The organism is Nostoc sp. (assembly GCF_036917535.1).
In the GTDB taxonomy this organism is placed as follows: Bacteria; Cyanobacteriota; Cyanobacteriia; order Cyanobacteriales; family Nostocaceae; genus Nostoc.
Map to the genome: position 1 here is coordinate 61,653 of NZ_JBALDA010000095.1, position 26,270 is coordinate 87,922.

Genomic DNA, 26,270 nt, shown 5'->3' on the forward strand with positions numbered 1-26,270 from the left:
TGAGGTTTCGGTCAAAATGGGATCTGAATGCGAAATGACCCAGGTGTGTGGGGAATCATTAATATAGACTAACGCCAAAATATACAGTAATGCATTTATGCTTTCAAGAAAAGGCGAATATAAATCCTGGGAAATAACAGAAGCAGTTTTACCTGTAGCGTCCAGCCAAGAAGCCGAGAACACATTAACAGAACCAAATGTAGCGACACTCACAAAATTTTACGGTCGTTATCAAGATTTTATGGAAATGGCTGCCCCAGTAGAGAAGGTTGCTGAGTATCTAAATGCTCACGCTTCATGGTTTTCGCGCTGTGCTGAACCCATGAAGGTACAATCACTTGGGGAAAATGGTTATGCTTTAGTAATTGGTCGTTTTGGTTCTTTTGGTTATGAAGTAGAACCGAAAATAGGTTTGGAATTGTTGCCTCCACAAGAGGGTATTTACCGCATCCGTACAATCCCTATTCCTGACTACCAACCGCCTGGTTATGACGTAGACTATCGTGCATCTCTACAGTTAATAGAAACTGATGTTTCCACTAGCATTAGCAAGGTTACAAGAGTTGAATGGGAATTGGACTTGATAGTTTATCTTCACTTTCCCAGGTTTATTCAGCGATTACCCAAGTCTATAATTCAATCTACAGGCGATCGCTTACTTAACCAAATTGTCCGCCAAGTTTCCCGCCGCTTAACTCGTAAAGTTCAGGAAGATTTTCATAAATCTTTGGAAATACCCTTTCCTGCTAATTCTAAACAAAAGCGCTGAGTTTACAGTCCTTTGTCATTTCTCATACACTAATGACAAATGAAAAAGCGCAAAGTCGAGCCAGTCGCACAGTCAGGGTTTCCCGACTTGGGCGAACTGGCGTTGAGCGGGGTTTTCCTCCGTTGGCGCAGCTCGCCGCAGGCATCAGACGGCAGTTCCTTTAAGCGGGGGAACCCCGCCAACAGACTGCCTCAACTTTGTAAGAGAGGACAAATGACAAATGACTACGCTTGAGTGAGAATTTTTTGGACAATTTGCACCCCAGTAACAGCCTGCCAGGCAAAAAGTCCCAAAAGGATAAAATTTAACAAAATGTGAGTCGCACGTGCCCAATTTGCCCCTTTCTGCATATAAGGAGACAAACCAGCAGAAAATGCAATCAAACTCGTCATACCCAGTCCTGCTAGTAAGTGAGAACCAAAAAATAATTTGCCATTATTAATGTAAGTGACAGCCATAGCACCGATCGCACCTGCTACCATCAAAGCCAGGAGTATAGACCCCATTTGGTAGTGTTTGACGTTATATCTACCTTTAATCAGTTGTTTCTTTTCTTCCCCCTGAGCATTTCTGGTACGCTGTACTTGCAGCCCCAAGTAGGCAGCATAAATTGCAAGTGCTAATAGCGCCCACATGAGCACCGGATGAATGAAGTTCAGCCAATATTTTACTGACGTAGAAAGTTCCAGACTCATCGTGTTCTCGCCTAATCATTAAATCTTCATAAAAATTAGCATAACTCTATTTTCTGTGCTTGAATTGGCACAAATTGAAGAAGTCATTAGTCATTAGTCATTTGTCATTGGTTATTAATTCTTCTCCCTCACTCCCTCATCTCCCCCTATCCCCTTGTCCCCTTGTCCCCTTGTCCCCCACTCCCCACTCCCTACTCCCTACTTACCATCTCCCCCGACTATTTTTCTTTGCCCTCTTGCCAAAGTGGATAAACAATCTCAGACTAAATTTTGAGGGTAGACGAACAAAATCCCCTGTGTGGGATCTGATCCATGACTGAAAACAAAGATACTTTGCTGCTTAAAGCTGCTAAAAGTGGTGATATTAAAGGGCTGTGTGCGCTACTAGCTGCTGGTACGAGGGTAGACGCGTGCGATCGCCAAGGCACTACGGCGTTAATGTTTGCCGCCAATTTAGGCTACACCGAAATTGTGCGATCGCTGCTGGATGCTGGGGCAAATATCAACTTGCCCAGAAAACTCTATGGTTTGACGGCTTTGATGTTGGCGGCTAGTGTCAAACAACTTGACATTGTGCAACTTTTACTATATAGAGGTGCAGATGTCAATGCCACTAATGAAGATGGCAGTACAGCTTTAATGGCAGCAGTACTCAAAGGTCATATTGATGTAGTGCGAGTTTTATTGGCTGCTGGTGCCCAAGTTAATATCGCTGATAAAGATGATGATACGGCGTTGAAACTCGCCGTTAAGCAGGGAAAAATAGAAATTATAGAAGCAATTCTCCAAACTGGTGTTGATGTCAATATCCACGATCAGGAGGGTGAAACACTCTTAATGCTAGCGGCAGACTTGGGACATCTGGAGATTGTGGAAGCACTGCTAGCAGCAGGGGCTGATGTGAATGTGAAAAACGCTGATGGTGGAACTGCCCTATTGGCAGCAGTGGCAGCTGGACACAGTGCGATCGCAGCAGCTTTACTAGATCGAGGTGCCCAGATTAATCTTCAAGATCGAGATGGTGAAACTGCCTTACACCTTGCCGTTGTGGAAGGCTACATTGATGTTGTGCAAATGTTACTTAACAGGGGTGCAGATGTCCAAATTAGAAACCACTTGGGCGATACACCACTGCTTGTAGCAGCATTGCAGGGACATAACCAAATTGTCGAGGCACTGCTACGTTCTGGCAAAGATATAAATGGGAAAAATCTTGGTGAAGTACCTTTAACGTTGGCTGCATCACAAGGACATACGCAAACGGTGCAAATTTTATTAGACTATGGTGCTGATGTCAACATTCCAGGGGATGATGGCAAAACTGCTTTGATTAAGGCAACCGAACGCAAACACAAAGAGATCGTACATTTGTTGCTGGCAAAGGGGGCAGATGTAAATTTTCAAGATTCAACGAGGGCTACATCATTGATGTGGGCTGCTTCAACAGGTTATGGCGAAATTGTGCGGTTATTACTCCAAGCAGGGGCAGATGTGAATTTGAAAAACCAGAGTGGTTATACTGCTTTGATGATTGCAGAATTTAATGGTTATAAGAATGTGGTGCGGAGTCTGCAAAAAGCTGGGGCGCAAGAATAGAATAGCTACCTAAATTTTTCTTCATCTAAAATCTTTTCAGATACAGCAGATTTCAAGGAAAGTGAGGTACACAACGATTCGTCTGTTATATCCAGATATGAAGGGTGTTTTACTCCTGAACTCTGAATTCTGTTGTATATCTTGACAAATTATTGAATGAGGGTTATCAACTTAAATCTAAAGAAGTTTAACTATTTAATAATTCGTAATAACACTCTCTATGAGACGCTGCGCGTAAAGAGCGTCATTATCAATTACGAATTATTTTAAAATAATTAAGTCTAGACCTAAGAATTGAAGAAGGCAGCTATGGTGGTCTTGCTGGAGGCAGAAGGTTTTTTTTCAGAAGGGGATTCAAATCCCTCACGCCAGATGCTCCACTTGGGGAAACCCCAAGACCGCACTAACTCCTGAAAAGGAGCCACCCTTACGGGTTCGCCAGTTACTCATGGGGGAAACCCCCTGTCCCCGTACTGACTCACCAAATTTTCAATTTGGTGCGGTGTTTCACCTTGTTCTAAGGGTACGAGCAGGAGGAATGAGGCAGTTTTACTCCTGCCTCCTGCCTCATTCCTCCTGCCTTCATTGATAAATAAAGCAAAACTCCGTCGTAGCTATTGTGAACTTGCTACGGCGGAGAAAGAAAAAATTAAAACGCCAAAAGGGAGCAGACCAAATGCTTGCGTCACAAGATAGAAAGAAAGCAAAAATGAAAAAGTAAATTTCTTTTTTACTTTTTACCTTGTACCTTTTACCTGCTCTCCCCCTTAGCGTTTCCTACTGTGCTAGATGTGCAAAATATATAGTTTTTAATTGAACAGAAAAGTATTCTAACGATCATTTTTTATGTATTATCTTAAATTATCTTAAAGACTAAATACAAACAAGTCACCAAAAAAGGTTGATGTACAACTATTTGGGTGATCGCTATGGAAATTTAAATAAAAATAAATAAAAAATTAAATTTAGTAGAATCACTGTGGTGAATCCTTTGTCACCATAACCCCAAGCATCGACTCATGACTTGACCAAGCATAAATGCCCAATGATTATAAAATTTGCAGAACTACTAGTGTCATATCATCAGTGTTTTGTTTATCAGCACCGATGAATTGCTGAACTTGGTCAAATAGGTAATCCACAATCTCCTCTGGCCCATTGCAGTATTTACAAGCCGTATTGAAGCCAGTAACAAAATTGTCTTCATCGAAGCGATCGCCACCAGCAGCAGCGGCATCAGTTAAGCCATCTGTATAGTAAATAATTGTATCTCCAGGCTCTAGCTGTGCCTGGGCATCTTCATATTGGCTGTTAGCATCCAAGCCGATTAGCATTCCCAAAGTATCTAAACGGGTGACAGTTTTTGTAGCTGCGTGCCACCATAAAGGAGGATTGTGTGCCGCATTGCTATAAGACAGAATTCGGCTGTAGGGATTATATTCTGAGTAAAATAGTGTTACAAAGCGATGGGAATTTTCCAAATCCGCATACATAACTCTATTTAAATTTTGTAGAATTCTGGCGGGGGAATTACCATGTAGCACTTCTCCTCGTAGCATTCCCCGCATCATCGTCATAATCAGCCCAGCAGGGACACCTTTGCCCATGACATCTCCAATAACCAAACCCCAGCGACTAGTTTCGGTGCTACCTTTGATCTTGGACTGAATTTTATTATGATTGGTAGCAATAAAGTCGTAGTAGTCTCCGCCGACGCGATTAGCAGGTTTACACCGTGCTGCTAGGACTGCACCAGGAATTGTCGGACATTGACGTGGTAGAAGTCGCCGTTGAATTTCTGCGCCAATTTCTAGTTCTTGGTCTAGGCGTTCTTTTTTTCTTAGTTCTACAGCTAGTTCATCGTTTTCGATCGCCACTGCTGTTTGGTCTGCCACTAACCTAACTAACTTTTGCCTGGTTTCTGTCCAACTATATTCTGGATCGCGGCTCAAGACATAGAGCCATCCCCGTTCTGTATGCTTTACCAGAATCGCTGTACCAAAGATTTGCACATCTGGCCCCAAATAGCGATGCATCTGGTCATCCAAAATCCCCGTGGCTTTCGCTAGGGGGGCAGTATTGGGCAAAAGCGTGATTTGACTACTGGCTATTTCTAGCGCTTTGCGGATATTCTTGCGCTGGCCACTATCTTGCCAATGTAACTGTTCTAACCTGACTTGACCATTAGGTTTGTAGAGAAACAGGGCGCTACCGTCTGCATCTGTTACTCTTGTTGCCATCAGCGGAATCAGTTCCAAAAACTGATTCAAATTATTGAAACTTCTCAGGGCAAATCCTAAAGAACTTAGCAAATCTTGAATTTTGTTCTGTTCCCGGTGCAACCTTGCGACGAGTTCTTTGAGTGCCACGACTGGTGTGACATCTGTGGTGGCACTACTATTATTATCAGTGGGTTGAGAGGGCAGTTGAGACACAGGCACAGGTATTATTGCACTTTATATTGGCAGATTTTAGATTACTTATAAATCTTTTGGCTTTGGCATTGCTAAACCATATTTAGACAAGACTTGCCATTTTAGCAAGAGTATAAAGACGTAACAGGCAAATTTTATAAGTATTTTATCTGCTTATTGTATTTCTGATGGAATATTAGTAATTTCAAATCATGTATTTTTAGTCCAAATTCTACCCGTAAAAATTACTAGTTTTGCTGATATATCAGAAAGCTTTTCATTTTTTCATCACTTAATTACCAAAGCATATCTCTAAAGTCATAAAATACTTTATTCAAAGAATAATTTATAACGCTTTCAGAGGGTCTGTTTGAAGTCTTTTGAGTGAAAACCTCTATAAGCACTCAAATTGAGCTTGATTTATTAAAAACAGACTTTCACTCATTCCCAAACTTGAGAATATGTCAATAAGTTTTTAAATACTGAATTTGTATACCATAATTGCTGAGATAATCGCCAAGATTGAGCTTTTCCATTTTACTTTCTCGTTTTGTGAATTTGGAGTCGCTGAATACGCAAAATTTAAACCCATCAAAACGGGATAAAAGTAAAGCAACTTTATCTTCTTGGTCTGATGTAACAAAGTTAACCCTCTTTTGTTACTTTCGGCAGATAATAATCTCTAACCCTTGCCCATATAGAATTTTACCTATAGAGCTTTGTTTGGAGGTTTCTATTAGTTTGCGATCGCTAATCTTCTCACTAAATCTAGGTTTCATCGTTTAGCTTCAATTTTTATTTCCCCAGAGTGACAAAAGAGGGGTTAAACCATTAGCCTGTAGCTTAATTTATTGAATCTCCTTCTCTGTTAGAGGTTTACGCCAACGCGCAGTGTCTCCCAGAGAAGAATCATACAGTATTGCGTAAGCCCTAAGTTTGTTAAGAAAAATTTTTAACTCGAAATTTTTCAACTAACCACTCAAGAGAGCTTCGACAAACTCATAGCTCGAAAAGGGGCGTAGGTCTTCAATTCCTTCGCCAGCACCAATAAAGCGAATGGGTAAACCTAGCTGCTGCACAACGGCAAGGGCAACACCGCCTTTGGCAGTGCCATCTAGCTTGGTTAAGACAACACCACTGAGTTGGGCAGCTTGGGAAAAAACTTCGGCCTGCCGCAGTCCATTTTGACCTAAAGTGGCATCTAGAACCAATAGTGATTCTACCTTGGCATTTGGGGCTTTTTTATCGATAATTCGCCGGATTTTACCGAGTTCGTCCATTAAATTTTTCTTGTTTTGCAATCGCCCAGCTGTATCTACCAGAAGCAATTCGGTTTGACGCGCTTGGGCGGCTGCGATCGCATCAAATACAACTGCTGCCGGATCTGTATTCTTTCCCGGATTGGCAATTACATCCACGCCGCTTCTACTACCCCAAACTTTCACCTGTTCTACGGCGGCGGCACGGAAGGTGTCTGCTGCCCCAATCAGGCATTTATAGCCAGATTTTTGTCCAAGATGAGCAATTTTACCAATAGTGGTGGTTTTACCGGCACCATTTACCCCAGTAATTAACCAAATATTTAAGGTTTCTTTTTCTGGGGTAAAGGTAGTTTTGTGAGAGGTTTTGCTCGGTGCATCCAGCATATCCCGAAGGATTTTTTTTAAGAAAGCGATCGCTTCTTCAGGTGCGGTAACTTCTTCTCGAAGTTTTGTCTGTAAGGCATTAATAATAAAGTCTGTCGCTTCTACACCCACATCCGCTTGCAAAAGCAATGCCTCAATTTCCGTCACAGCAGCTTGATTAAGCGGCCCTTGACCAACGATTGCCTTCAGTTGATTGAGAATACTACGGCGAGTTTTGTCTAATCCTTGCCGGAGCTTTTTCAACCAGGTTATTTCTTCAATCGAAACGTCTTCTGCACTTCTACCTTGAGCTGCTAGAACTTTCGCTGACCAGACAAACCCATCATCAAATACCAATCCGGGAATTTCTTCTCCTGTTTCTGAGGTTGTCGCTACTGGCTGTGCTACCTCCGGTTCTGGAACTTCAATGGCGGTGGCTATTAGTTGTTCTAGCTTGGCTTGCCGTTCTGCCGCCGCACGTTCTAAGAAGGATGGTACTGTTGGCTGTGTTGCCTCTGGGGTAGCTAGTGGTTCAGTAGGTGTTGGTTCAACTTCACTTGCCGTGAGTTCTTGGCTTTTGATATCTGGCTGTTCGGCAATTGCTGTCACTGAGGAATCTTCTGTAATTTCTTCCTCACTAGCAGCTTGGATAACTTCTGGCTGTGTAGTTTCTACGGTTGTATTAGCAACTTCCTCAGTTGCTTCTGATTCAGCGATTTTTGCAGTTACTGTTTCTGCGGTTTCAGGTTGTATTGATGATGCTAAGGTATCTGCTGAATCAGGTAGGGCTTCTACTACCTCAACTTGCTGTTTTTGTTGAATATTTTTGTAGGCAGCTTTTGCAAATGCCAATAAGTCTGCCGTTGTCTCTGGTGCAGTTTCAGCAGTTGGTGTTGAGGTTTCGGCTGACTCTGGTTGGGGTTCTTGTGCAGGAGGAGTTTCTTCCTGTTTTTTATCAGAGGGAGTGTTAGAGGAATCATTATGTTGACGACGGAACCAATTAAAAACCATTGCAGCAGTATTAGTTATATGAGTTATGAGTTATGAATTATGAGTTTAATTTAACTTTGCACTTTTTCTTGGGGTGAAAACTTCCGGGTTATCCTCACCTTTGAACGCCAGTTTGAGGAGAATCGGTAGAATAGGCGGTTCCCTGCGTTTGGGCAGCGTCTCCTCTTAGGTGAAGTTCCGCTTGGAGGAAGCCGCAGAAGCGGCTACAGACTTTTCTCCACGACAGTATAAAAATTATGAATTCCGCAAGGGTACTACGCAGTTTTTTTCTGCTCAGTGACTCGGCGCAGAACGCCGTTAATAAAGCGATGACCATCGTCTCCACTGTAACGTTTGGCTAGCTCTACAGCTTCGTTGATGGCGATACTATCTGGAACTCCTAAAAACTTCATTTCTGCCACAGCAATTTGCAAGATATCGCGGTCAATTTGGGCGAGACGAGTTACTTGCCAATCTACTAAGGCAGCAGAAATGAGTTCATCTATAATGTGTCGATTTTCGTTGACGGTAATCACAAGCTCTTTGGCGTAATTCCGAACTCCCTTGTCCTGATTAGCTAACTGAATCAATACTGGGAAATCAACTGCCGTACCCAACTGATTAATTGCTGTCTGGGTGCAGGCGATCGCTTCTTGAAGCATTGTTCTGGCAGTATTGAGGTCGGAGGCCCGAGTTTGGCTACTTAAGAGGCGATCGTTACTGCGTTGTAGTTCACCTGCGGCATTATCGAGGGTGTCTTGTACTTCTGATGTCAGAGTGCGTACTGCTCCTAGTAACAACTTCGATACTAGTTGATCGTCTTCCAATTTCTCTAATTTCTTGGGGTTAACTGGCAATTGGCTGAGGCTTAAAAGCGCCAACTCACGAGCAATTTGCTGGGGTTTACGAGTTTGCATAAAACTGAGGGGTGATTGTGCGAGAACTGATTAACTAGGCAAGACAAACTTACAAGCCTATCAATTTTGGCACAGTTAAACAACAACATTACGCATTTGCTTGTGACTATGCCAGATTGATTTTAAGTTTCTTCAACGGGAATAACCTGCTGCTTGATTTCGTCGTGTTTCACTTCCAGTGTGGACTCATTGGGGAAAACCAAAGGCGTATTGGAGGCGACAATGCCACCTGATACAATTATTTTAAAGGCGTCTTCAATCGACATGGAGAGGTTCACCACCTCATCTTCAGGAACGACTGCGTACCATCCGGTAGTTGGATTTGGGGTGGTAGGGATAAAGACACTTAGCACGGGGCGAGATATCTGGGCTTGGATATCACTGCTGATTGCACCAGTAACAAAAGCGATCGCCCAAATTCCTCGGCGGGGATACTCTACCAAAATTACCCGGCGAAACTTGCCATTAGAATCTTTTAGTATCGTTTCTAAAAGCTGTTTGAGAGTTTTGTATACCTGTCCGGCTAATGGAATTGCCTGTAATAATCGCTCACCAAAATCTAACAACCACTGCCCAGCTATATTCCGAGCCATTAAGCCCATCAGTAATATACTTAGTAGTGGTACAGCTAATCCTACTAGTAGATTAAGTATATTTACTAAAAATGGGTTTAATCCATCAAAGGGATTCAATTGTTTGGGAATTTGAGTGAGAAAGTTGATTACCCAAGTCGCAATGGTAATTGTCAGCCAGATAGTGGTTGCTAGGGGAATTACTACCAACAAACCAGCAATCAGGTCGTTTTTTAAGTCCTGTTTTAGGCGATCGATTACCAAGCCTCGATTCTCCTGTTTTAAGCTAGAGGAACTTTTGTTATTTGTATCTATACCAGCAGATTCGTCAAATTCCGAAGGCTTTAACTTTGGCAGATTCTGCCGCAAGTAACTGTCTACAACGCTAGCAAGTTTGCCTGCTGCTGGAAATCAGCTATTTTCCTATAAGCATACACATAGACATTAACCAATCCGATGTTGACTGGTTATTCTTAGAGGATGCTACTTTTCTTTATATGACTTGTAAATAATTGTTGCAAGTTCTTAGATATTATGTACATTTAGAGAACTTACAAAGTTAGTTTCAGCTAAGGAAATTTTTACAAATACTCAAAATTACATTGAAATTAGATGATTAAACGACTATTTCCTGTCCCCAATCATCTCCGCAAACAACTCCCAACCCTTACGGAAGACAAAAAGCAACTCCTCCAACAGCAAACCATCACCCAAGATCACCCAGAAACAATTCTGCGGGACTTTCAAACCATCCTAGAATTTCTCCAACCTGACGGTGTTGAAGTTAGCAGCACTTATCACCAATTCTCCCTCAAATATCTCCAGCAACTCAATTCTCGCTTGAGTTACCCGTACTTTTAAAGTAACCCTGTTGGATGCTTGACGACGCATAGCTATTCCTAGCAACCTCAATCTCGATCCAAGTCGCCGCCGCAGTTGTCCAAGCTTTTGATTTTGACTTTGAACACCTCTATCGATTCATTTACAAAGATCATTTAGGACGTACTTTTGAATTTTCCCATCCCTTTGTTGATATTCCTCCAAACACTAATGATTTTCGCTTGGGTGAATTACCACTGAAAACAGGAAATCATCTACAATTTATCTTTGATTTGCGGGATGAATGGGAGTTTGATTTGCAGCTAGAAAAAATTGAGCCTGCTAATACCAAAATGAAAAAGCCCAAAATTCTTGAGTCTCATGGTGAAGCACCAACACAGTATGGCGAAGAGGAAGAGCTTTACTGATGCGATCGCACATTCAAGACGTGTCAGAATTAGTGATGCGATCGCTATACAGGAAATCCTTCTAATCTCCAGCTATCTTCACGCCGCATCAACCTGTGTAGTTTCAGAATCCGCGCACTGCACCTGTTGTGTACTCTCTTGTACCAAAATTGCTGTTGTATCTAAATTAGGTTTTGGTAGATACTTCATTTCCCAGACTTTGAGCAAAATCAGGTATTCGTAGAATGCCTGCAATGTACACCAAGCAACTCCAGCGCGTCCATCTAAACATCCGCCTAAGATAAAATACATATATACAAACCGTAGCAACGGTCTAGCGGGCAAACGCAAAGACAAATCTTTCAAGGCACGCCGTCTTTCGACTTCCGATTTACCAAAGAATAAATCTTGCCAGTTAACCCTACCTTGTTCTAATTGATACAATGTTTCTTGAGCTTCATCCGTAGAATAACGGTTATGCTTGTCAATCCAGCGGCTCAAACCTTTGCTGCAAGTGTAGTGTGGGTATGTTTCTTTTAAAAAACTAGTTGCACCTTCACAAACTTCTCGCTCAGTATGACCGTAGTCCGTAAACCACACTTTACCGTGGCGGAAGAGTCGCATTTGGTAACGGGGATACTGTGTGCTGTAGCGAATCCAACGATTCATGAACATGACGCGTTCAGCCACGTAGTAACCGATGTAGTCTAGGTTCTGACTTGCCTTTTCGCATTCTGCAAACAGTTCTGGTGTCATGCGCTCATCAGCTTCGAGAATATAAACCCATTGATGCTTTGGAGGGATAGATTCTAACATCCAGGTGCGTTGGCGTCCGTGGCTTTCAAAAGCGTGTTGGACAACGCGGATGGGATAGCGACTGGCGATTTCCACAGTGCGATCGCTACTGCATGAATCCACAACAATGATGTCATCTGATAACATCGCCGATTCGATACAAGCAGCAATATCTAGTTCTTCGTTATATGTCAGTATGTAAATTGAGAACATTACTCAAGTTTTATAGCGATTTGACTCAGCGATAATTGTCTTTTTATTGTTATTAGCTGTTAGGCGCATGGCAGTATAATCCGTAAATAATTTTTATACGTCCTACTGCCATGTCAATAGTGGATTAGCGTGCGGCAGCTCTAGGTTTACCACCTTGTATAGCACCCATACCTCTTAAGCCTGTCCAGCCGATGATAATGTAACCAATGGACAATAGCAAACTGCTAATACCAATCCGTATTCCAGACTGCCAAGCATCATCTTTAGCTTGTTGCAGTGCTGCGTCTCTGCTCTGGCGAACTTGGCTCAGTTGTTGAGTTTGCAGCGTTTGAACATCTGTTTGTTGTTCGATAGCTTTGTCAAGTACTTGGGGATTTGTTTTAGCCTTCTTCAGTAACTCTTTTATATTTGCGGGAATTTGAGGGCTTTCAATTGCTTGCTTATATTTTTGGTCATCTTTGAGGATTTCATTAAACTGAGCTTTGGTTTGGTTTCGCAGTTGATCTAGTTGCGCTTTTCCTTGCTCAGTATTTAGTTGTGCTTGCAATTGCGATAACCGAGTGTTCAGTTGATTTTCTGCCAGATCTGCTTTTTGGGTGATTCCGTTGAGTGTTTGAGTCTTAAATTGATTCACGTTATTTAGGTGCACAGGAAAAATCAGCAAGAACATTAACCCTAAAATACTTGAGATAATCGCGGCGGGAAATCTTAAATCGATACCTTGGGGGCGATCGCTTGCTGCATCAGTATTATCAATCCAATAGGCAGCAAACAGCAGCCCCAAACCGACTAGAGGAACAATTCCTCGATCGACGAGCGCTGTTGTCAACTTGATTTGCCATACCCGATCAGTGGGTTGAAAGGGTAACAACAGAATCAAAAAGTCAACGAAAAAGGACAAAATGCAGATTATTCCAACTACCTTAAGTGTGAGAGCAGTACTCACGGAAGTAAAACGGTTAACCATAGTTTTTCAAACTGGTGGTGAATACGAGTGATTTTCATATTTCAAGCTACTTGAATATTGTGCCCATGACTATGACTATTGTGTAAAAACACAAAGCAGATTCAATATTGCTAAAGACTATCTGCCTCTTGGTTTTCAACTAGACCACAGTAACATTTGTTATCTACGGTGTCTTCAGAAAATTCTTGGTATTTTAAGATACGAAGTTGATGCGGGGCTAAAAGAACAGACTTATTAATTACCCAATCTCTCTGATCGCAGTTCTCAATCGGTCGTAATACAGACTTTTTATCGGGGATTACAGATGTGCGTTGGTGTCAATTTAAATCGAAACCTTTGCAATCAGGTTGTACCGACTTATCGCCCGATTAGAGCAAAAAAGAAAGCAATTATTACTGATAATATATGCTACTAGAAGTAAACAGGTTTATACTTAAATAAGATTTTTGCGAGTATTTTGCTTGCTATACTTAACATTAATTTTCTTTTGTATGAAGTACAAAGCTACGGATTTTAAGGCAGGAGGTAGAAACTCTTCATATTTGATGCGTCAGTCCTGCATTTTATACCTTAGTTACTTACAAACTCTTGTATTTATACTCTTTTTTGCTAATTCATAAAAAAAATGAGCAAATCGGAAATAATAACTAACAATCATGTGTGAACTTTACTGGAATCAGTTCGTCGATGATTTACGGAAAGCAAAAAGAGTGAATTTGAAGGAGTCAGACTCTGAAAGGCTTTGAATTCAAAGGTGTTGAAAAACTTATTGGCCCAATAGCCGCGCTTCTCGGGTTTGTGTATTTGTTGCAATGGTATATTGGAGACTTGCGATCGCCTTCCGATCCCATCTTTGAAAGTAAACAGCCGCCTTTGGTGATGAAACAGGGCGACCCTTATATCCGCGCTTTAATGCGAACTATCTCGGCAAGTGAGGCTAGTGGAAACCGTCCTTATTCGCTGTTGTATGGGGGACAGCAAGTCAACGACCTCAGCCGACATCCTGAGATATGCGTCACAATTGTCACAGGACCCAATACAGGTAATTGTTCTACCGCTGCTGGCAGATATCAAATTATCAACATTACTTGGTATCGTTTAGCTCCTCGTTATCACCCAAAGCCGATGCAGATGATGTTTTGGACTACTTATAGTTTTGAAGCAGAATATCAAGATGTAGTAGTTTACCGTTGGTTAAATGATTCTAAAGTTTGGGGAGCTGATATTTCGCAACTGCTGCGTCAGGGAAAGTTAAATGATGTTTTGCGGCTACTCTCTCCCACTTGGACAAGTCTAGGATATGGCATAGAGACTAATTCTGTTAGTAACTCTTTGCCTAAGGTTTATCAAAAAATGTTGCAAGAAGAATTAAGCGCAGCAAAACAACCAACATTCCCGAATTTGCCACCATCCCCAACTCCTTCTAGCAAGGCAGTAAAAAAGTAGTAAGATTATCCTAATTTTTAACTTGCTGTAGACAAAAAGAATTTGATATTTTCCACAAATGCCAAAGTATTTTCAAAGTGAATATTGTGTCCAGCATTACTAATTATTTTTATTTGAGTAAATTCACAGATTTTAGCCATTTTTGTATTAATAAATATAAATTTTTGATCGTATTCACCGACTAGTAAAAGCATGGGAATTTTATTGCATTGTAGCTTTCCCCATAAGGAAGGTTGACATCCAGTACCCATAAAGCGCAAAGATTTATCTAATTCCTGTGGATTGTTCTGCAACCGACTTTCTACCATGCGATCATATTCTGGATGATTTTTTATATAACCAAAAATCGGTTGATTATACCAATTTGATAGAAAAGCGGCAAAATCAGTTTGAATAATACTCCTGCTTAATTTTATAGCTATTTGAGCATCACGCCTAACTCGTTCTAATCGTTCTGCTTCTGTTGCTAAACCTGGTGAGGCTGATTCTAATACGACTTTAATAAAACGTTCTGGGAAATTTAGAGTTAGGTATAAACCTAATCTTCCACCCATCGAATAACCCATTAAGTGGCATTTATCTATTTTTAATTCATCTAATAAATTGATTATTGCTTGAGCAGTGGGTTCTATTTTATAGTATTCATCACCTCCTACAACTTCGGTTTTACCATGTCCTGGTATGTCAAGAATAAGATAAGAAAAATCTTCTGTTAGAAATTTTATAGCTTCATCAAATTCATTAATGTTTCCCATGAAGCCATGCAAAAACATAATTATAAATTTATTAATATTTATATTTAAATAATAGTTAAATTTATATTTTTTTAAAGTCATTTTAGAAGATATGTGTAAAGGTACAAGCTGGTCTAATTTTTCATTAAAAGTGGAGCCAAGCTGAAAGTTTGTTGATTTTATAAGAGAAAATAAAGCTAATTAGTTTCATGGGTTTTAGCATTGTTAGCAAAATAAGGAATAATTACATCATTTTCAGGAAAATTTTTATAAATAAAATATATCAAAAAGGGAGTAGATATAGCTAGCAGAAAAACTCGTTGACTCAATAACGGTTGTATTGAAGTTTGATAATCTTTTACCGAAACAAATGCATTTCTGTCGATTGCTGATGTGTTGAAATAGTCTATGATATTTAAAGTTGTAACAATAGTATTATAGAAAAAGTGAAAAAGCATTGATGTTATTAAGCACCGGGTTTTAAAATACAAAATTGATAATAAAATACCCGTGATAAATAAAGGAATAATATCGAATCTAAAATGTAAAATTGCGAATAGCAAAGATGAAGTTAAAATTCCTGCTCTAACACCCCATTTAAGTGCCCATTTCTGCAAAATTATTCCCCAAAAAAATAATTCTTCTATTATAGGAGCTAAGAGCATAGCTGAAAAGCTCCAGATAATCATTTCTAAAATATTAGTAAAATACTTTTCATTGATATGGCTTTCTACATATTTTGGTAAAACAAATGATAAATTGTATAAGATTAAGGTACTAAAACCTCGTATAAAAGTAAATTCTATAGCAATAAGAACTATAACCAATTTTAAATTAATATGGTTTTTATAACCAATGAAATTATTAAAATTTAACCCCGCTCTTTGGAAATTCTTTAATAATATAAATACCCATAAAATGTTACAAATTATAGTTAATAGTTCAATTATAGTTATATTTTTTGCTAGCGCAGATAAATTTAAATTCTCGAATAAACAAAATATTCCTAATATAGACCAAAATAAAACTGGCAGGGCAACGAGCCAAGATAGGAATAACTCTGGAATATTAATTTTATCTCAGGGTTCACTTGTCAAGCTTTCACCCTGTAAATAAACTACATTTTTTTTGGAAGGAAGAAGTAATAAAATTGATAAGCCAAGCAAACTTAATAACCCTAACCATGCCCAAGGATACAAATACCCTTTAGTTTGACTATAGAGATAACATCCTTTAATAAAAAATACATAACCTACTAGGAAAAATCCTAAGATTAAAAAAGATATCAATATACTCAAACTAGGTAATAAATTATTTAAATATCCCTTCAATAATCCAATGATAATTAATGGAATAAATTTTAAAGCAAGTCCTAGCAAAATTTTATTGATAGCTTTTTCTTTGTTCTTATTCTCCATACATTATTTTCAAGTAATAACTTCACGCAAGATAACTACGTAGGGTTTGCTGCTATAGGTATAGCTTTTTCTAGCCTTGGCAAGATAAGTAATGCCAAAACGCCCCCGCCCCAATACACTTTTGAGGGCATATCTACCATACTGCAATTACTTTAGAACTGCCTAGAACATCAGCTATGACTGTGAGACACTTATGTTAATTTTGGCATAAAGAAGACTTTGCCTCGATCAATATACTAAATCTCGCATCTCTACAAAATGTCTTGTCATACAAGTGAATTTTTTATTTTTAAGGTAAAAATCGATCTAAAGCAGCCTTTAACTGTTTAATTTCAACGTCAATATTACCCTCTTGTGCAGCTCGAGCAATACATTCGGTTAAATGTTCATCCAAAACAATTCGCGCTACGCGATCCAATGCGCCCCGCACTGCGGCAATTTGCAGTAGAACATCAGGACAAGGGCTACTTTGCTGCACCATTGCCTTAATACCACGAACATGTCCTTCTATACGCGATAATCGATTGACAATTCGCCGTAAAGACTCTTCGCTATGGATATGAGGATGAGCTGACTCTCCAGTTCCATGAGTAGGATCTGTATGATCGTGGTCTGTATCGTGATGGTGGGAATGTTCTGCTTGCTGGGATGTTGGCAAAGATTCCTTACCTAATCGGTTTGATCCATTCATGGGCTATCAAAAGACTTGTATTACTAAGATCCTAGTCTAGTACTCGACCAACCCAAAATTTCTGGGTGAAGGTGGGCTTCATTCACTTAACTTTACTGCTGATTGAAGAACACTCATAATACAAGCCCCTTTCTTACAAAGTTGAGGCAGTCTGTTGGCGGGGTTCCCCCGCTTAAAGGAACTGCCGTCTGATGCTTGCGGCGGGCTGTGCGAGAGCGTGGAAACCTCCGCTCAACGCCAGGAAAGCCCAAGTCGGGAAACCCTGACTGTGCGACTGGCTCGACTTTGCACTAAATTTATTTATGGGGATTATTAATTTTGAATTTTGAATTTTAAATTTTGAATTTTGAATTTTGAATTCTCCGAAGGGGTTAACGATTGGCTTTTTCTTGAGGAATAATCTCCGTTACTACCCTACCGCTAGAACTGCCACCTTTGACAACAATATTTTCTGTTTGCAGATTACCAACTGCTGTTTCACCCACAAAATTTAATGGTGGATCAATTTGTCGATAAACAACATTTCCTTGAGCTTCAACTAATTTATTATCTAAATACCAAGTTAGTGTATTGGATCTTAGAGACTGGCGACGCAGACCAACGGCGTTGACATTACCTGTTAAATAAACAGTTTTTTGTGGTATTTTCATTTCACCTTGGTTAGCTGTCACTGTAACATTTTCGGCACGCTGGAACATTCGCGTCGGCGAGTTTGTAGTGACAGTTTCTGCGTTCATATTCCAGGTCATAGAGTTACTAGCTATTTGCATTGGTGGGTCTAGTAATTCTAGTTGAGCATTTTTTTGGACAGTGGCAATTTTTGTTTTTAAGTTGACTTCGGCTGAATTTCCCTTACCGCGATCGCTAATTTTATTATCTTTGTAGCGGTCAATTTCTAGAGGGCGATCACCAATTAGTTTTTCATCTTTAATATTCCAGATTAAATGTTCAGTTCTCACTTGCATTTGGGGATCGATAGAATTTGCTACTACTCCTCCAGAAAATTCCATCCGCTGTTCGCGGGTTTTAACTCGCACTTCCTGTGCTACTGCTTGTAGTTTTTTATGAGTACCGTTAATCTTGTTACGAACAATCAACAAATCTTCTTTGGGACGCCATTCTAATTCATTACCTTGCAACACAATCCCATTATTAGGATCTGTGGCAAATATTTTACCTTTAAGAAACAACTGCTTTCCATCTTGTTCAATGTCTGCTACATCTGCCTTAATTTGGTAAACAATTTTGCCATCTTGATATAGTTCACCATAAGGGTTTTCAGCCTGACCAATTTGTTTTTCTTTGGTGTATTTTGCGGTTTTAGCCCTGACTTTCCAAATTGGTCTTCCCACTTCATCTGCTTGTTCTAGGGTGACATCAAAGAAAGTCAAATTGCTATCTGGATTAGATGAATCCGCAGTGTTGTGTTGGGAAGCTGACGGAGATTTACCGCCGCAGGCGACTAAACCAAATATTAATAAAAGTAAAATAAGAAATGAGGGAGTGGAGGAGAAATTTTGAATTTTTCTCTTTTTCCATCTCCCTCTTTTATAAAATTGATACGCCATTATTCTTGGATTTCTAAGTGTCCGTCACTAGTTCTTGGGTCTTCCAAAAAACCGATACCAGATAACGGTCGGTATGGATAGCTTTGGCGAGGGGTTTTTTGAATATCTTCTTTGATGGCTTCTAAATCAATGTAGCGATCGCTTACATTAATTAAGCTGTCGCTGGTCATCGAACGCAAGCTCACCACTTCTACCCGCACGCCACGATAGCTGACTGAATTTACCGCATAAGCCAAATCCCCATCACCGCTAACTAAAACTGCGGTATCATAAGAATCTACTAGTGCCATCATGTCTACTGCTATTTCTACATCTAGATTAGCTTTTTTCGAGCCATCTGGTAGCTGGACTAAATCCTTAGCAATGACTCGATAGCCATTGCGACGCATCCACAGCAGAAACCCCTGTTGCTTCTCGTTTGTCCGATCTACGCCAGTGTAGAAAAAAGAACGTAGTAATCTAGAACCTCCTGTTAATCGACATAATAATTTTGTGTAATCTATTTCGATACCTAGTTGCAGTGCAGCATAAAATAAATTTGAGCCATCAATAAATATGGCAACTCTACCCCGATTCTCCAAAACTTGTTCTGGCGTAAATATTGAATCGTTTTCCAAATTATTCAACATCATTGTGATACCTCAATTTTTATCCCTGTTATTTTTGATACAAATTACCAACTTTTAGATGCTAGTCACAGCAGCTTATGATAATGTTCTGCGGCTAATTTAAATTGAGCCACGATAAATTTTATGAGAAAATAAAAGATTGAACAAAATCAGAGTTTGATAAGGACTAATCGTTTTTCGGGGGTTCTATTCGCTTAAAAATCGGTTGGGGTGTGCCCAATTGTTGTTTGCTCGATAGTAGTCCCCATTTAGCATGAATGGCAAAAGGAGCTGTAACTGAACTTTGTTTTTGATCGTTAAAATTTATTCCAAAGCCCAGCTGCTGATAAATATCGCTACTAATGTTCGGAATAATTGGGGATAGCAGATAAGCTGCTAGTCTAACTGATTCTAGAACTGCATAGAGAACCTTTTCCACTGCCTCCTGCTGTCCCTGTTTATATAATGTCCAAGGAGCTTGTTCGTCAATAAATTTATTACTGGCTTGCGCCAGTGAAAGGATAGCCTCACAAGCTTGACTGAAAGCTAGCTCCTGGTATGCTTGTTTCACCTGTTCCCCTAGACGTAAACCAATGGCTTTCAAAGGATTTTCGTCAGGAATCGCCTCATTGCCGATTGATAGTACTTTATTCTCAGCACAGTATTTTTTTACCATGCTCAAAGTGCGATTGAGCAAATTGCCTAATTTATCTGCTAAATCTGCATTCAGAGAATTAATGAACCTAACTTCATTAAAATCTCCATCCTTGCCAAATTCGATTTCCTTAAGGAAGTAATAACGAACGGCATCACTACCATAGCTCTTAACTAATGCCACAGGATCAAGGGTGTTACCCAGACTTTTGCCCATCTTGAAACCATCTTTAGTCAAAAAGCCATGTCCAAAGACTCTCTCTGGTAAGGGTAAGCCAGCTGATAAGAGCATTGCTGGCCAGTAAACTGCATGAAAGCGCAGAATATCTTTACCAATTAGGTGCAGGTTGATTGGCCACCATGTTTCTAAAGCATTTGCTAAAGTCGGTTTTGCATCTGGTTCTAGTAATGCTGTGACATAGCCTAGCAGCGCATCAAACCAGACATAAAGGGTGTGTTTGGGATCGACTGGTACGGGAAAACCCCAATCTAAATTCACTCGTGAAATGGAAAAGTCTTGCAGTCCTTGATTGACAAAGCTGAGGACTTCGTTGCGCCGACTTTCTGGTTGAATAAAATCCGGTTTAGATTGATAAAATTCTGTCAGCTTAGTTTGATATTTGGATAAGCGGAAAAAATAGTTTTGTTCGTCTCGCCACTCCACTTCTTTGTTAGTATGAATTGGGCAACGGTGGCCTTCTAGCAGATCCCGTTCTTCTTTGAATTCTTCGCAGGATACACAGTACCAGCCTTGTTGCTGTCCCTGGTAAATATCACCAGATTCCCAGACTCGTTCAAAGAATTCTTTAACGATCGCTTGATGACGAAGCGCAGTAGTCCGACTAAAGCGATCGTATTGAATGTCTAATAATTGCCATAAACTTACGAAACTAGGGACAATTTCATCGCAAAACTCTTGTGGTGCTTTCCCTAAACTTTCTGCTGATCGCTGAATTTTTTGCCCATGTTCATCTGTACCTGTAATTAGTAATACCCGATGCCCTAGTAGCCTGTGAAATCGCGCCACTACATCGGCTGCGATCGTCGTATAAGCACTGCCTATATGAGGGACATCGTTCACATAATATAGGGGTGTAGTCAGCGCAAATGTCAATTCTTTTTTATTCACTAGATTCATGCAAAATAAAAATAACTTATTAAAACGTTTTACATCTTAGCTTTTGGTGGCAAAACCACGCAATTATACAATATAATTCCTATTTTTTCCAATAACGTCTTCATCCTAGCAAATTTATCTGGTCAAAAATTGTTTGGTAATATGCATCAATTAAACTCATTTTTACCTAAAAAATGGAAATTAACTAATCATAATTTTTTTGAATAGTTTCTATTAAATATTCTTGTGTTCAAGAATACATAATTGAGAACGCAAAAATCTAGTTGCTTTTAGAGATTAGATATTTCTATCTTAAGACGGTCATGGCAATAGTAAAGAAATGTAAAACTAAAATTAAGACAAATTGCCATATTTACCGGAAAATATATTGATTAGGTATGAGTGGAAATAGCCCCCTAGAGATTTCTCGCGCTTTGGTGGCGGCATTCTCAACGCAAATGTTCCGCTATTACGAAGACCGCATTCCCCAGGATGCGAGCGTCTTAGTAGTCAGCAATCACCGCAGCTTTATGGATGCACTGATTTTAATGGCGGCGTTATCGAGTCCGATTCGCTTTGCTTGCCATCACTATATGGGACAAGTTCCAGTCATGCGAGAGATTGTCACCGGTCAATTGGGGTGTTTTCCTTTGGAAGAAACTCAAAACCGCCAGCAAAGCTTTTTTTCGCAGTCACAGGTGCTATTGCAGTCCAAGCAAATGGTGGGAGTATTTCCAGAAGGGGCTGCACCAATGGTGAAATTTACTCAGCCAAACCAGGTGGGTGAGTTTCAGCGGGGATTTGCCCATTTGGCATTGCGAGCGAATGTGCAAGATTTAGCTATTTTGCCGATCGCGATCGCTTCTTTAGAAGAAGTAAACACCAATGGCTTCCCATTAAGGCTTTTGAGTGTATTCGACCCTTCAGAACCTTTATTTAATCAAAGTGGTTGGCATCCTTTGGTAATTTATCGTCGGGTTACAGTGTTAATCGGTCGTCCTTATTGGATTACGCCCCAACATCATAAAAAATATCATGGCAAACAAGCTAGAAGTGTTGTGGCTGAACTGACGGAATACTGTCATGGCGAAATTAGCAATTTACTGCATCAAGGTTGCTATTAAAGTTATTCGATTTTGAATTTTGGATTGTCTCCACGACTTTCAGTAGCTTGTTCCGAGACTTTTTTGTTTTTGCTCAAAAGTACCGAAGCTCATAAAAGCAACAATCTAGCAGTCCAAAAGTTTTATACCATTGACAAATGACCAATGACAAATGACCAATGACAAATGACCAATGACCAATGACTATCACAGAAGTTGAGCTAAACCCTTGTTTTCTGACTCCTAAACGAGTACAGCCAAAGTATCCGCTATTGGTATATTTGCCAGGAATGGATGGAACTGGTCAACTATTACGATCGCAAACCGCTGGATTAGAAGCTGGCTTTGATGTCCGTTGTTTGGCGCTCCCCCGGAAAGATCTTAACAATTGGGATGTCCTAACTAAGAGTGTATTGGACTTGATCGATGCCGAATTAGAAAAAAACTCTCAAAGACCAGTTTACTTGTGCGGTGAGTCCTTTGGTGGTTGCTTGGCAATGAAAGTGGCAATCCAAGCACCCGATTTCTTTAAGCGAATTATCCTAATTAACCCAGCTTCGTCCTTTCAGCTTCGCCCTTGGTTAAGTTGGGCATCCCAGCTAACTTTCTTAGTGCCATCAGGATTGTATGATATTGGTGCATTAGGCTTGTTGCCATTTTTAGCATCTTTGCCACGCATTTCTCAAAGCGATCGCCACGATTTGCTAAAAACGATGCGTTCTGTACCAGCAGAAACCGTTCTTTGGCGGTTGTCTTTACTACGGGAGTTTCATGTTGATGAGGAACAGTTAAGGCGTTTAACTCAACCAGTTTTGTTGATTGCTGGTGCTAGCGATCGCCTTTTACCTTCTGTAAGTGAAGTCAACCGGATAGGGAACATCTTACCAAATAACAAGATTGTAGTGTTGCTCAATTGTGGACACGCTTGCTTGCTAGAGCAAGATACTAATCTCTATAAGATTCTTAAGGATAACGACTTTTTAGAAAGTAATGCTGATATGGGTACAGGGCAAGAGGTAAGAGGATAGGGTGAGGGGCGATCGCTGTTTTGCCGAAATGGGTAGGCTTGCTCGCAAAAGCGTGCTTGTTAGGGACTTCCAGAAATTAAATTATTCAGTTTTACCCTTTTCACTCTTACAACTGAAATTCACTACTACTAGCTATTAAAACTCGCTTTGCAAGGTAATGGATTAGTTCAATTTCGCAGTTTAGTAAATTAGCTTCTTTAGTAAAAGGATATATCGATTTTGCATTGTCAAAATTATTCTCATTTTTAGTGTGGACTATTCTACATCTAACATCATAGATTCGTTTTGCTATGCTGTTTATTAATATTTCATCATTATCATTTAAAGCTAATGGCTCTAAATCCAGCATTTTATCCTTTTTTGTTAAAAAAGATTTTAGCCTTTCATTTTTTTCCAAAAATTCTTTAAGTAATGAGATTTGAATACATTCCTTGAGTGTTGCTTCTAATTGGAAAATTTCAGTTATAAAACCTCTAGCCAAACTGGATTTAGCTATACTTAGCACTTTTATTATATCGTTATTATTATGAATGTTAAATTCAGGCGTTTTCATTAAATTTTGAATTGTGCGTGTAGCTTTTATTTGTGAATAAGTAGAGAAATAAAACTCTATTACTTGATAGTAGGCTAGGTACTGTAACAAAGGCATTTCATTAGCACTTCGGGATACCAATAAAGGGACAGAGCTTCCTTGTCATACTGGCATACTGGGTACTTAATATTTAAATTAGTTTGAGCATCGTGTTGTAAAATATTTTCTTCTTGAGTTTGAATACGTTGAACAGTTAAAGGCAACCCTAAAACTGAATCAATCTGAAAAAATATAGAATTTGCGTATTTTTCAAGATAGCTAACAGTTTTATCTTGTTGTGTTATATTCAAACCAATAATTTTTAAAGAAATACTGTCATCCTGTATATTACCCAGTAAAGTTTTTGCTATATCAGAAATAGGGCTAATCAATATAGTAATATTTAAGCCCTCAGATGAGTTATATGTTAACTCTAATTTAGTATCATTTTCATGCAAAATGTTATTTATATAATTTTTTGAATTATCTAAATTAAAAAGACGATCATAAATTTTGTGAATTGAAGATTTGTCCAGTGAATTAATCAAAACTTCAATATATTTATCTTCATAGGAACATATTCCATTATAAACAGACATAAATTTATAATTTTCAAATTTATGTTCTAAAAGTATTCTTGCTTTTCTTACATTATTAATGCTAATTAATACACTTCTTTTACTACGTCCTTCCTTTAAGAATATTTCTAAACCTTCACTATTGTCATTATCAAATATAATTCTTTTACATTCAATATCTGCAATTTTGCATCTTTCTTCAATTTTTGTTTTTATTGATTCAAAAATTTGTTCAATATCGGGTACAGTGTCTAACTGAACTCTTATTTTTTCCATATTTATCATTAATTCATTAAGTTGCTCCCTTAACTTTGCATTTAAGTAAACATCTGAAAAAGTAACCTCAGTCAAATAATACTCTATGTCATTTTTTGCGTCGGAAAGAATATCAGAAATCATAATTTAAATATTTTTAATAGATAAGTTAGTAATTATACAATAATTATAATAATTTTTTTATTGATGAGATTGTTCAAAAGTCCAAAGCAGAGATTACGTCTTGCTTTTGCTTCTAGGTGACACCCAGATATTGCTCCAAAGCTGCCAAAGTCTGATGTCCCGATATCTTCTGAATGTAGCGCAACGGTATCTCGGCATCGCTCATCGAAGTTGTACTTATCGAGAGATGTCAAAGCCCCTCAAACTTCGCTACAACCAAAAAAGAGAGGCTTTACAAGATGGTGTCAAGCAATGGCAGACAAACCCCAAGAAATAGAAGTGAATAAATTAGTTACTTCACCCAAAAAAACTTCAGAAGTGAAAATTCAGACTCAATCATCAGTAGAAAATGAACCGTCTATAGTAGAGTCTTTGATTAAAACTGTTGCTGAGACTGGCCAAGCAGTTTTAGACACAGCAATAGGGGTGGGAGAAGCGACAGCGAAAGAAACACACAAGTTCATTGAGCAAACAACTCAAACCAGCGGTGAGGTTGTGAATCGCCTCAGCGAAAATTGGCTGATTAGAAAACTATCTGGAGTCTTAAATCTCAATTGGCTAATTAGCGATACTAACCTTGTTGATTTGGAACAAGCAGAAGCGGCAGTAAACAAACTCAAGAAACAGTATCCAAATGAATCACCCAGCCAGCTTGCTCACCGAATCATGGTGGAAAAATCAACTAAAGCAGCCACAGTTGGATTAGCCACTAGTTTTTTACCAGGAATAGCAGTGGCATTGTTGGCAATTGATTTAACAGCCACAACAAAATTGCAGTCAGAAATGCTTTATCAAATTGCATCTGTCTACGGGCTAGATTTAAAAGATCCTGCTCGTAAAGGTGAAATTTTAGCAATTTTTGGGTTGGCTTTGGGTGGAGGGCGTTTGTTGAAAGCTGCGGGGTTAGGCTTGCTGCGAAATGTGCCTTTGGCGGGTGCAGTGATTGGAGCTAGTTCCAATGCGACGATGATCTATTCATTGGGGTATGCTGCTTGTCGATTTTACGAAGCCAAGCTGGATAAATCTACTTCCTTGGCATCGCCACAGACATTGGCAACATTAAAAGCCGAAAGTGAAAAGTATCTAGAAAGTGCGATCGCTCAACAAGCCCTCATGGATCAAATTTTAGTTCACATGATCCTAGCTAGTCATCCAGAAAAGACTTGGCAAGAAATTTTACCAGAATTAAAAGCTCTAAACCTTAGTCCTACTTCGTTGGATGCCATTGCCCAAAATATCAAATCGCCCAAACCCTTAGATGTATTGCTCAATCAACTGAATCATGACTTTGCTATACCTTTGTTGGCTCAATGTTACAAAATTGCCCAGCTTGATAATCAGATTACAGCACCTGAGCAAAAAATAATAGAAGCGATCGCCAGCAAATTTGATATTGACACAAATAAAATTGGGGCATAGGGTATAGGGGCATGGGGCAGGAGGTAAAAGAGTAGAGTTCATAGCCTCATTAACGAGTATCAAAGACTCTTTAATGAAGTTCTGAGGTGGATTAATGAGTATCAAAGACTCATTAATG

26 protein-coding genes are annotated in these 26,270 nt (G+C 39.5%); 10 read left to right on the forward strand and 16 right to left on the reverse strand.

From position 1 onward, the window contains the following. Positions 1–97 precede the first annotated feature (97 nt). Complete coding sequence (locus V7K56_RS31820; protein WP_334917279.1) at positions 98–769, forward strand: DUF1997 domain-containing protein; 672 nt, start codon at positions 98–100, stop codon at positions 767–769. A gap of 32 nt (positions 770–801) precedes the next feature. Next, the gene (locus tag V7K56_RS31825; RefSeq protein WP_334917280.1) at positions 802–933 is read left to right on the forward strand and encodes a hypothetical protein; all 132 of its coding nucleotides are present in this window, start codon (positions 802–804) and stop codon (positions 931–933) included. A 60-nt stretch (positions 934–993) separates the two neighbouring features. Here the strand turns inward: V7K56_RS31825 and V7K56_RS31830 are convergent, their stop codons facing one another. Continuing rightward, positions 994–1,464 (reverse strand): DUF4079 domain-containing protein, encoded by a 471-nt coding sequence (locus V7K56_RS31830; RefSeq protein ID WP_334917281.1) that lies wholly within the window; start codon positions 1,462–1,464, stop codon positions 994–996. Between the two features lie 312 nt (positions 1,465–1,776). Between V7K56_RS31830 and V7K56_RS31835 the strand changes: the two genes are divergently transcribed. Continuing rightward, a complete protein-coding gene (locus V7K56_RS31835; protein ID WP_334917283.1) occupies positions 1,777–3,060 on the forward strand; it encodes an ankyrin repeat domain-containing protein in 1,284 nt (427 codons plus the stop codon). A 1,049-nt stretch (positions 3,061–4,109) separates the two neighbouring features. Here V7K56_RS31835 and V7K56_RS31840 read toward each other — a convergent pair. From V7K56_RS31840 to V7K56_RS31855, 4 genes are all read right to left on the reverse strand, one after another. Then, positions 4,110–5,501, reverse strand: a complete 1,392-nt coding sequence (locus tag V7K56_RS31840) for a PP2C family protein-serine/threonine phosphatase (protein WP_334917285.1) — start codon at positions 5,499–5,501, stop codon at positions 4,110–4,112. Positions 5,502–6,445: 944 nt separating this feature from the next. Beyond that, entirely contained in the window at positions 6,446–8,110 is a 1,665-nt protein-coding gene (ftsY, locus tag V7K56_RS31845; protein WP_334917287.1) for a signal recognition particle-docking protein FtsY, read from the reverse strand. A 254-nt stretch (positions 8,111–8,364) separates the two neighbouring features. Continuing rightward, complete coding sequence (gene nusB / locus V7K56_RS31850) at positions 8,365–9,006, reverse strand: transcription antitermination factor NusB (RefSeq protein WP_334917289.1); 642 nt, start codon at positions 9,004–9,006, stop codon at positions 8,365–8,367. A gap of 122 nt (positions 9,007–9,128) precedes the next feature. Further along, a complete protein-coding gene (locus V7K56_RS31855) occupies positions 9,129–9,893 on the reverse strand; it encodes a DUF502 domain-containing protein (RefSeq protein WP_334917362.1) in 765 nt (254 codons plus the stop codon). Positions 9,894–10,190: 297 nt separating this feature from the next. On the opposite strand from V7K56_RS31855, the gene V7K56_RS31860 reads away from it, so the two are divergent. Beyond that, positions 10,191–10,439 carry a hypothetical protein gene (locus tag V7K56_RS31860; protein ID WP_334917292.1) on the forward strand — a complete coding sequence of 83 codons (249 nt, stop codon included), beginning with the start codon at positions 10,191–10,193 and terminating at the stop codon, positions 10,437–10,439. Between the two features lie 119 nt (positions 10,440–10,558). After that, positions 10,559–10,825 carry an IS1096 element passenger TnpR family protein gene (locus tag V7K56_RS31865; RefSeq protein WP_334917364.1) on the forward strand — a complete coding sequence of 89 codons (267 nt, stop codon included), beginning with the start codon at positions 10,559–10,561 and terminating at the stop codon, positions 10,823–10,825. Positions 10,826–10,903: 78 nt separating this feature from the next. Here V7K56_RS31865 and V7K56_RS31870 read toward each other — a convergent pair whose 3' ends face one another. Together V7K56_RS31870 and hpsJ-B are read right to left on the reverse strand one after the other, a co-directional pair. Then, entirely contained in the window at positions 10,904–11,812 is a 909-nt protein-coding gene (locus V7K56_RS31870; RefSeq protein WP_334917294.1) for a glycosyltransferase family 2 protein, read from the reverse strand. A 124-nt stretch (positions 11,813–11,936) separates the two neighbouring features. Then, a complete protein-coding gene (gene hpsJ-B, locus V7K56_RS31875; protein WP_334917297.1) occupies positions 11,937–12,779 on the reverse strand; it encodes a hormogonium polysaccharide biosynthesis protein HpsJ in 843 nt (280 codons plus the stop codon). 798 nt (positions 12,780–13,577) lie between these two features. Between hpsJ-B and V7K56_RS31880 the strand changes: the two genes are divergently transcribed. Further along, the gene (locus V7K56_RS31880; RefSeq protein ID WP_334917299.1) at positions 13,578–14,225 is read left to right on the forward strand and encodes a glycoside hydrolase family 24 protein; all 648 of its coding nucleotides are present in this window, start codon (positions 13,578–13,580) and stop codon (positions 14,223–14,225) included. A 17-nt stretch (positions 14,226–14,242) separates the two neighbouring features. Here V7K56_RS31880 and menH read toward each other — a convergent pair whose 3' ends face one another. From menH to metG, 7 genes are all read right to left on the reverse strand, one after another. Beyond that, positions 14,243–15,061, reverse strand: coding sequence for a 2-succinyl-6-hydroxy-2,4-cyclohexadiene-1-carboxylate synthase (gene menH, locus V7K56_RS31885; protein ID WP_334917301.1), 819 nt, complete (start codon positions 15,059–15,061; stop codon positions 14,243–14,245). 95 nt (positions 15,062–15,156) lie between these two features. Next, the gene (locus tag V7K56_RS31890; RefSeq protein ID WP_334917303.1) at positions 15,157–15,786 is read right to left on the reverse strand and encodes a CPBP family intramembrane glutamic endopeptidase; all 630 of its coding nucleotides are present in this window, start codon (positions 15,784–15,786) and stop codon (positions 15,157–15,159) included. 252 nt (positions 15,787–16,038) lie between these two features. After that, positions 16,039–16,377 (reverse strand): hypothetical protein, encoded by a 339-nt coding sequence (locus tag V7K56_RS31895; protein WP_334917305.1) that lies wholly within the window; start codon positions 16,375–16,377, stop codon positions 16,039–16,041. 289 nt (positions 16,378–16,666) lie between these two features. Next, positions 16,667–17,068 carry a metal-sensing transcriptional repressor gene (locus V7K56_RS31900; RefSeq protein WP_334917307.1) on the reverse strand — a complete coding sequence of 134 codons (402 nt, stop codon included), beginning with the start codon at positions 17,066–17,068 and terminating at the stop codon, positions 16,667–16,669. 371 nt (positions 17,069–17,439) lie between these two features. After that, entirely contained in the window at positions 17,440–18,636 is a 1,197-nt protein-coding gene (gene lptC, locus V7K56_RS31905; RefSeq protein WP_334917309.1) for an LPS export ABC transporter periplasmic protein LptC, read from the reverse strand. Further along, positions 18,636–19,265, reverse strand: a complete 630-nt coding sequence (locus V7K56_RS31910) for a LabA-like NYN domain-containing protein (RefSeq protein WP_094348455.1) — start codon at positions 19,263–19,265, stop codon at positions 18,636–18,638. The genes lptC and V7K56_RS31910 overlap by 1 nt, the downstream gene beginning before the upstream one ends. A gap of 166 nt (positions 19,266–19,431) precedes the next feature. After that, positions 19,432–21,036 (reverse strand): methionine--tRNA ligase, encoded by a 1,605-nt coding sequence (gene metG, locus V7K56_RS31915; RefSeq protein ID WP_334917311.1) that lies wholly within the window; start codon positions 21,034–21,036, stop codon positions 19,432–19,434. Positions 21,037–21,413: 377 nt separating this feature from the next. Here metG and V7K56_RS31920 point away from each other — a divergent pair, with 377 nt between their 5' ends. Together V7K56_RS31920 and V7K56_RS31925 are read left to right on the forward strand one after the other, a co-directional pair. Continuing rightward, positions 21,414–22,139 carry a lysophospholipid acyltransferase family protein gene (locus V7K56_RS31920; RefSeq protein ID WP_334917313.1) on the forward strand — a complete coding sequence of 242 codons (726 nt, stop codon included), beginning with the start codon at positions 21,414–21,416 and terminating at the stop codon, positions 22,137–22,139. 179 nt (positions 22,140–22,318) lie between these two features. After that, positions 22,319–23,146 carry an alpha/beta fold hydrolase gene (locus V7K56_RS31925; RefSeq protein WP_334917315.1) on the forward strand — a complete coding sequence of 276 codons (828 nt, stop codon included), beginning with the start codon at positions 22,319–22,321 and terminating at the stop codon, positions 23,144–23,146. A 106-nt stretch (positions 23,147–23,252) separates the two neighbouring features. On the opposite strand, the gene V7K56_RS31930 is transcribed toward V7K56_RS31925, so the two are convergent. Both V7K56_RS31930 and V7K56_RS31935 read right to left on the reverse strand, forming a co-directional pair. Further along, positions 23,253–23,699, reverse strand: a complete 447-nt coding sequence (locus tag V7K56_RS31930; protein WP_334917317.1) for a hypothetical protein — start codon at positions 23,697–23,699, stop codon at positions 23,253–23,255. A gap of 74 nt (positions 23,700–23,773) precedes the next feature. After that, positions 23,774–24,694 carry a hypothetical protein gene (locus tag V7K56_RS31935; protein ID WP_334917319.1) on the reverse strand — a complete coding sequence of 307 codons (921 nt, stop codon included), beginning with the start codon at positions 24,692–24,694 and terminating at the stop codon, positions 23,774–23,776. 154 nt (positions 24,695–24,848) lie between these two features. On the opposite strand from V7K56_RS31935, the gene V7K56_RS31940 reads away from it, so the two are divergent. Together V7K56_RS31940 and V7K56_RS31945 are read left to right on the forward strand one after the other, a co-directional pair. Further along, on the forward strand, positions 24,849–25,010 hold the full coding sequence (locus V7K56_RS31940; protein WP_334917321.1) for a hypothetical protein: 162 nt from the start codon (positions 24,849–24,851) through the stop codon (positions 25,008–25,010). Then, complete coding sequence (locus tag V7K56_RS31945) at positions 24,986–26,152, forward strand: EcsC family protein (RefSeq protein WP_334917323.1); 1,167 nt, start codon at positions 24,986–24,988, stop codon at positions 26,150–26,152. The genes V7K56_RS31940 and V7K56_RS31945 overlap by 25 nt, the downstream gene beginning before the upstream one ends. The last annotated feature ends 118 nt before the right edge of the window (positions 26,153–26,270 follow it).

Excerpts from the sequence above, each read along its gene's own strand:
- V7K56_RS31860 (WP_334917292.1), top strand. The coding sequence starts at position 10,191 with ATGATTAAACGACTATTTCCTGTCCCCAATCATCTCCGCAAACAACTC.
- V7K56_RS31930 (WP_334917317.1), bottom strand. The coding sequence starts at position 23,699 with ATGAAAACGCCTGAATTTAACATTCATAATAATAACGATATAATAAAA.
- V7K56_RS31870 (WP_334917294.1), bottom strand. The coding sequence starts at position 11,812 with ATGTTCTCAATTTACATACTGACATATAACGAAGAACTAGATATTGCT.
- V7K56_RS31935 (WP_334917319.1), bottom strand. The coding sequence starts at position 24,694 with ATGATTTCTGATATTCTTTCCGACGCAAAAAATGACATAGAGTATTAT.
- hpsJ-B (WP_334917297.1), bottom strand. The coding sequence starts at position 12,779 with ATGGTTAACCGTTTTACTTCCGTGAGTACTGCTCTCACACTTAAGGTA.
- V7K56_RS31900 (WP_334917307.1), bottom strand. The coding sequence starts at position 17,068 with ATGAATGGATCAAACCGATTAGGTAAGGAATCTTTGCCAACATCCCAG.
- V7K56_RS31835 (WP_334917283.1), top strand. The coding sequence starts at position 1,777 with ATGACTGAAAACAAAGATACTTTGCTGCTTAAAGCTGCTAAAAGTGGT.
- V7K56_RS31820 (WP_334917279.1), top strand. The coding sequence starts at position 98 with ATGCTTTCAAGAAAAGGCGAATATAAATCCTGGGAAATAACAGAAGCA.
- V7K56_RS31895 (WP_334917305.1), bottom strand. The coding sequence starts at position 16,377 with ATGGAGAATAAGAACAAAGAAAAAGCTATCAATAAAATTTTGCTAGGA.
- metG (WP_334917311.1), bottom strand. The coding sequence starts at position 21,036 with ATGAATCTAGTGAATAAAAAAGAATTGACATTTGCGCTGACTACACCC.
- lptC (WP_334917309.1), bottom strand. The coding sequence starts at position 18,636 with ATGGCGTATCAATTTTATAAAAGAGGGAGATGGAAAAAGAGAAAAATT.
- V7K56_RS31910 (WP_094348455.1), bottom strand. The coding sequence starts at position 19,265 with ATGTTGAATAATTTGGAAAACGATTCAATATTTACGCCAGAACAAGTT.
- V7K56_RS31925 (WP_334917315.1), top strand. The coding sequence starts at position 22,319 with ATGACTATCACAGAAGTTGAGCTAAACCCTTGTTTTCTGACTCCTAAA.
- nusB (WP_334917289.1), bottom strand. The coding sequence starts at position 9,006 with ATGCAAACTCGTAAACCCCAGCAAATTGCTCGTGAGTTGGCGCTTTTA.
- V7K56_RS31830 (WP_334917281.1), bottom strand. The coding sequence starts at position 1,464 with ATGAGTCTGGAACTTTCTACGTCAGTAAAATATTGGCTGAACTTCATT.
- ftsY (WP_334917287.1), bottom strand. The coding sequence starts at position 8,110 with ATGGTTTTTAATTGGTTCCGTCGTCAACATAATGATTCCTCTAACACT.
- V7K56_RS31825 (WP_334917280.1), top strand. The coding sequence starts at position 802 with ATGACAAATGAAAAAGCGCAAAGTCGAGCCAGTCGCACAGTCAGGGTT.
- V7K56_RS31940 (WP_334917321.1), top strand. The coding sequence starts at position 24,849 with ATGTCCCGATATCTTCTGAATGTAGCGCAACGGTATCTCGGCATCGCT.
- V7K56_RS31945 (WP_334917323.1), top strand. The coding sequence starts at position 24,986 with ATGGCAGACAAACCCCAAGAAATAGAAGTGAATAAATTAGTTACTTCA.
- menH (WP_334917301.1), bottom strand. The coding sequence starts at position 15,061 with ATGACTTTAAAAAAATATAAATTTAACTATTATTTAAATATAAATATT.
- V7K56_RS31920 (WP_334917313.1), top strand. The coding sequence starts at position 21,414 with ATGAGTGGAAATAGCCCCCTAGAGATTTCTCGCGCTTTGGTGGCGGCA.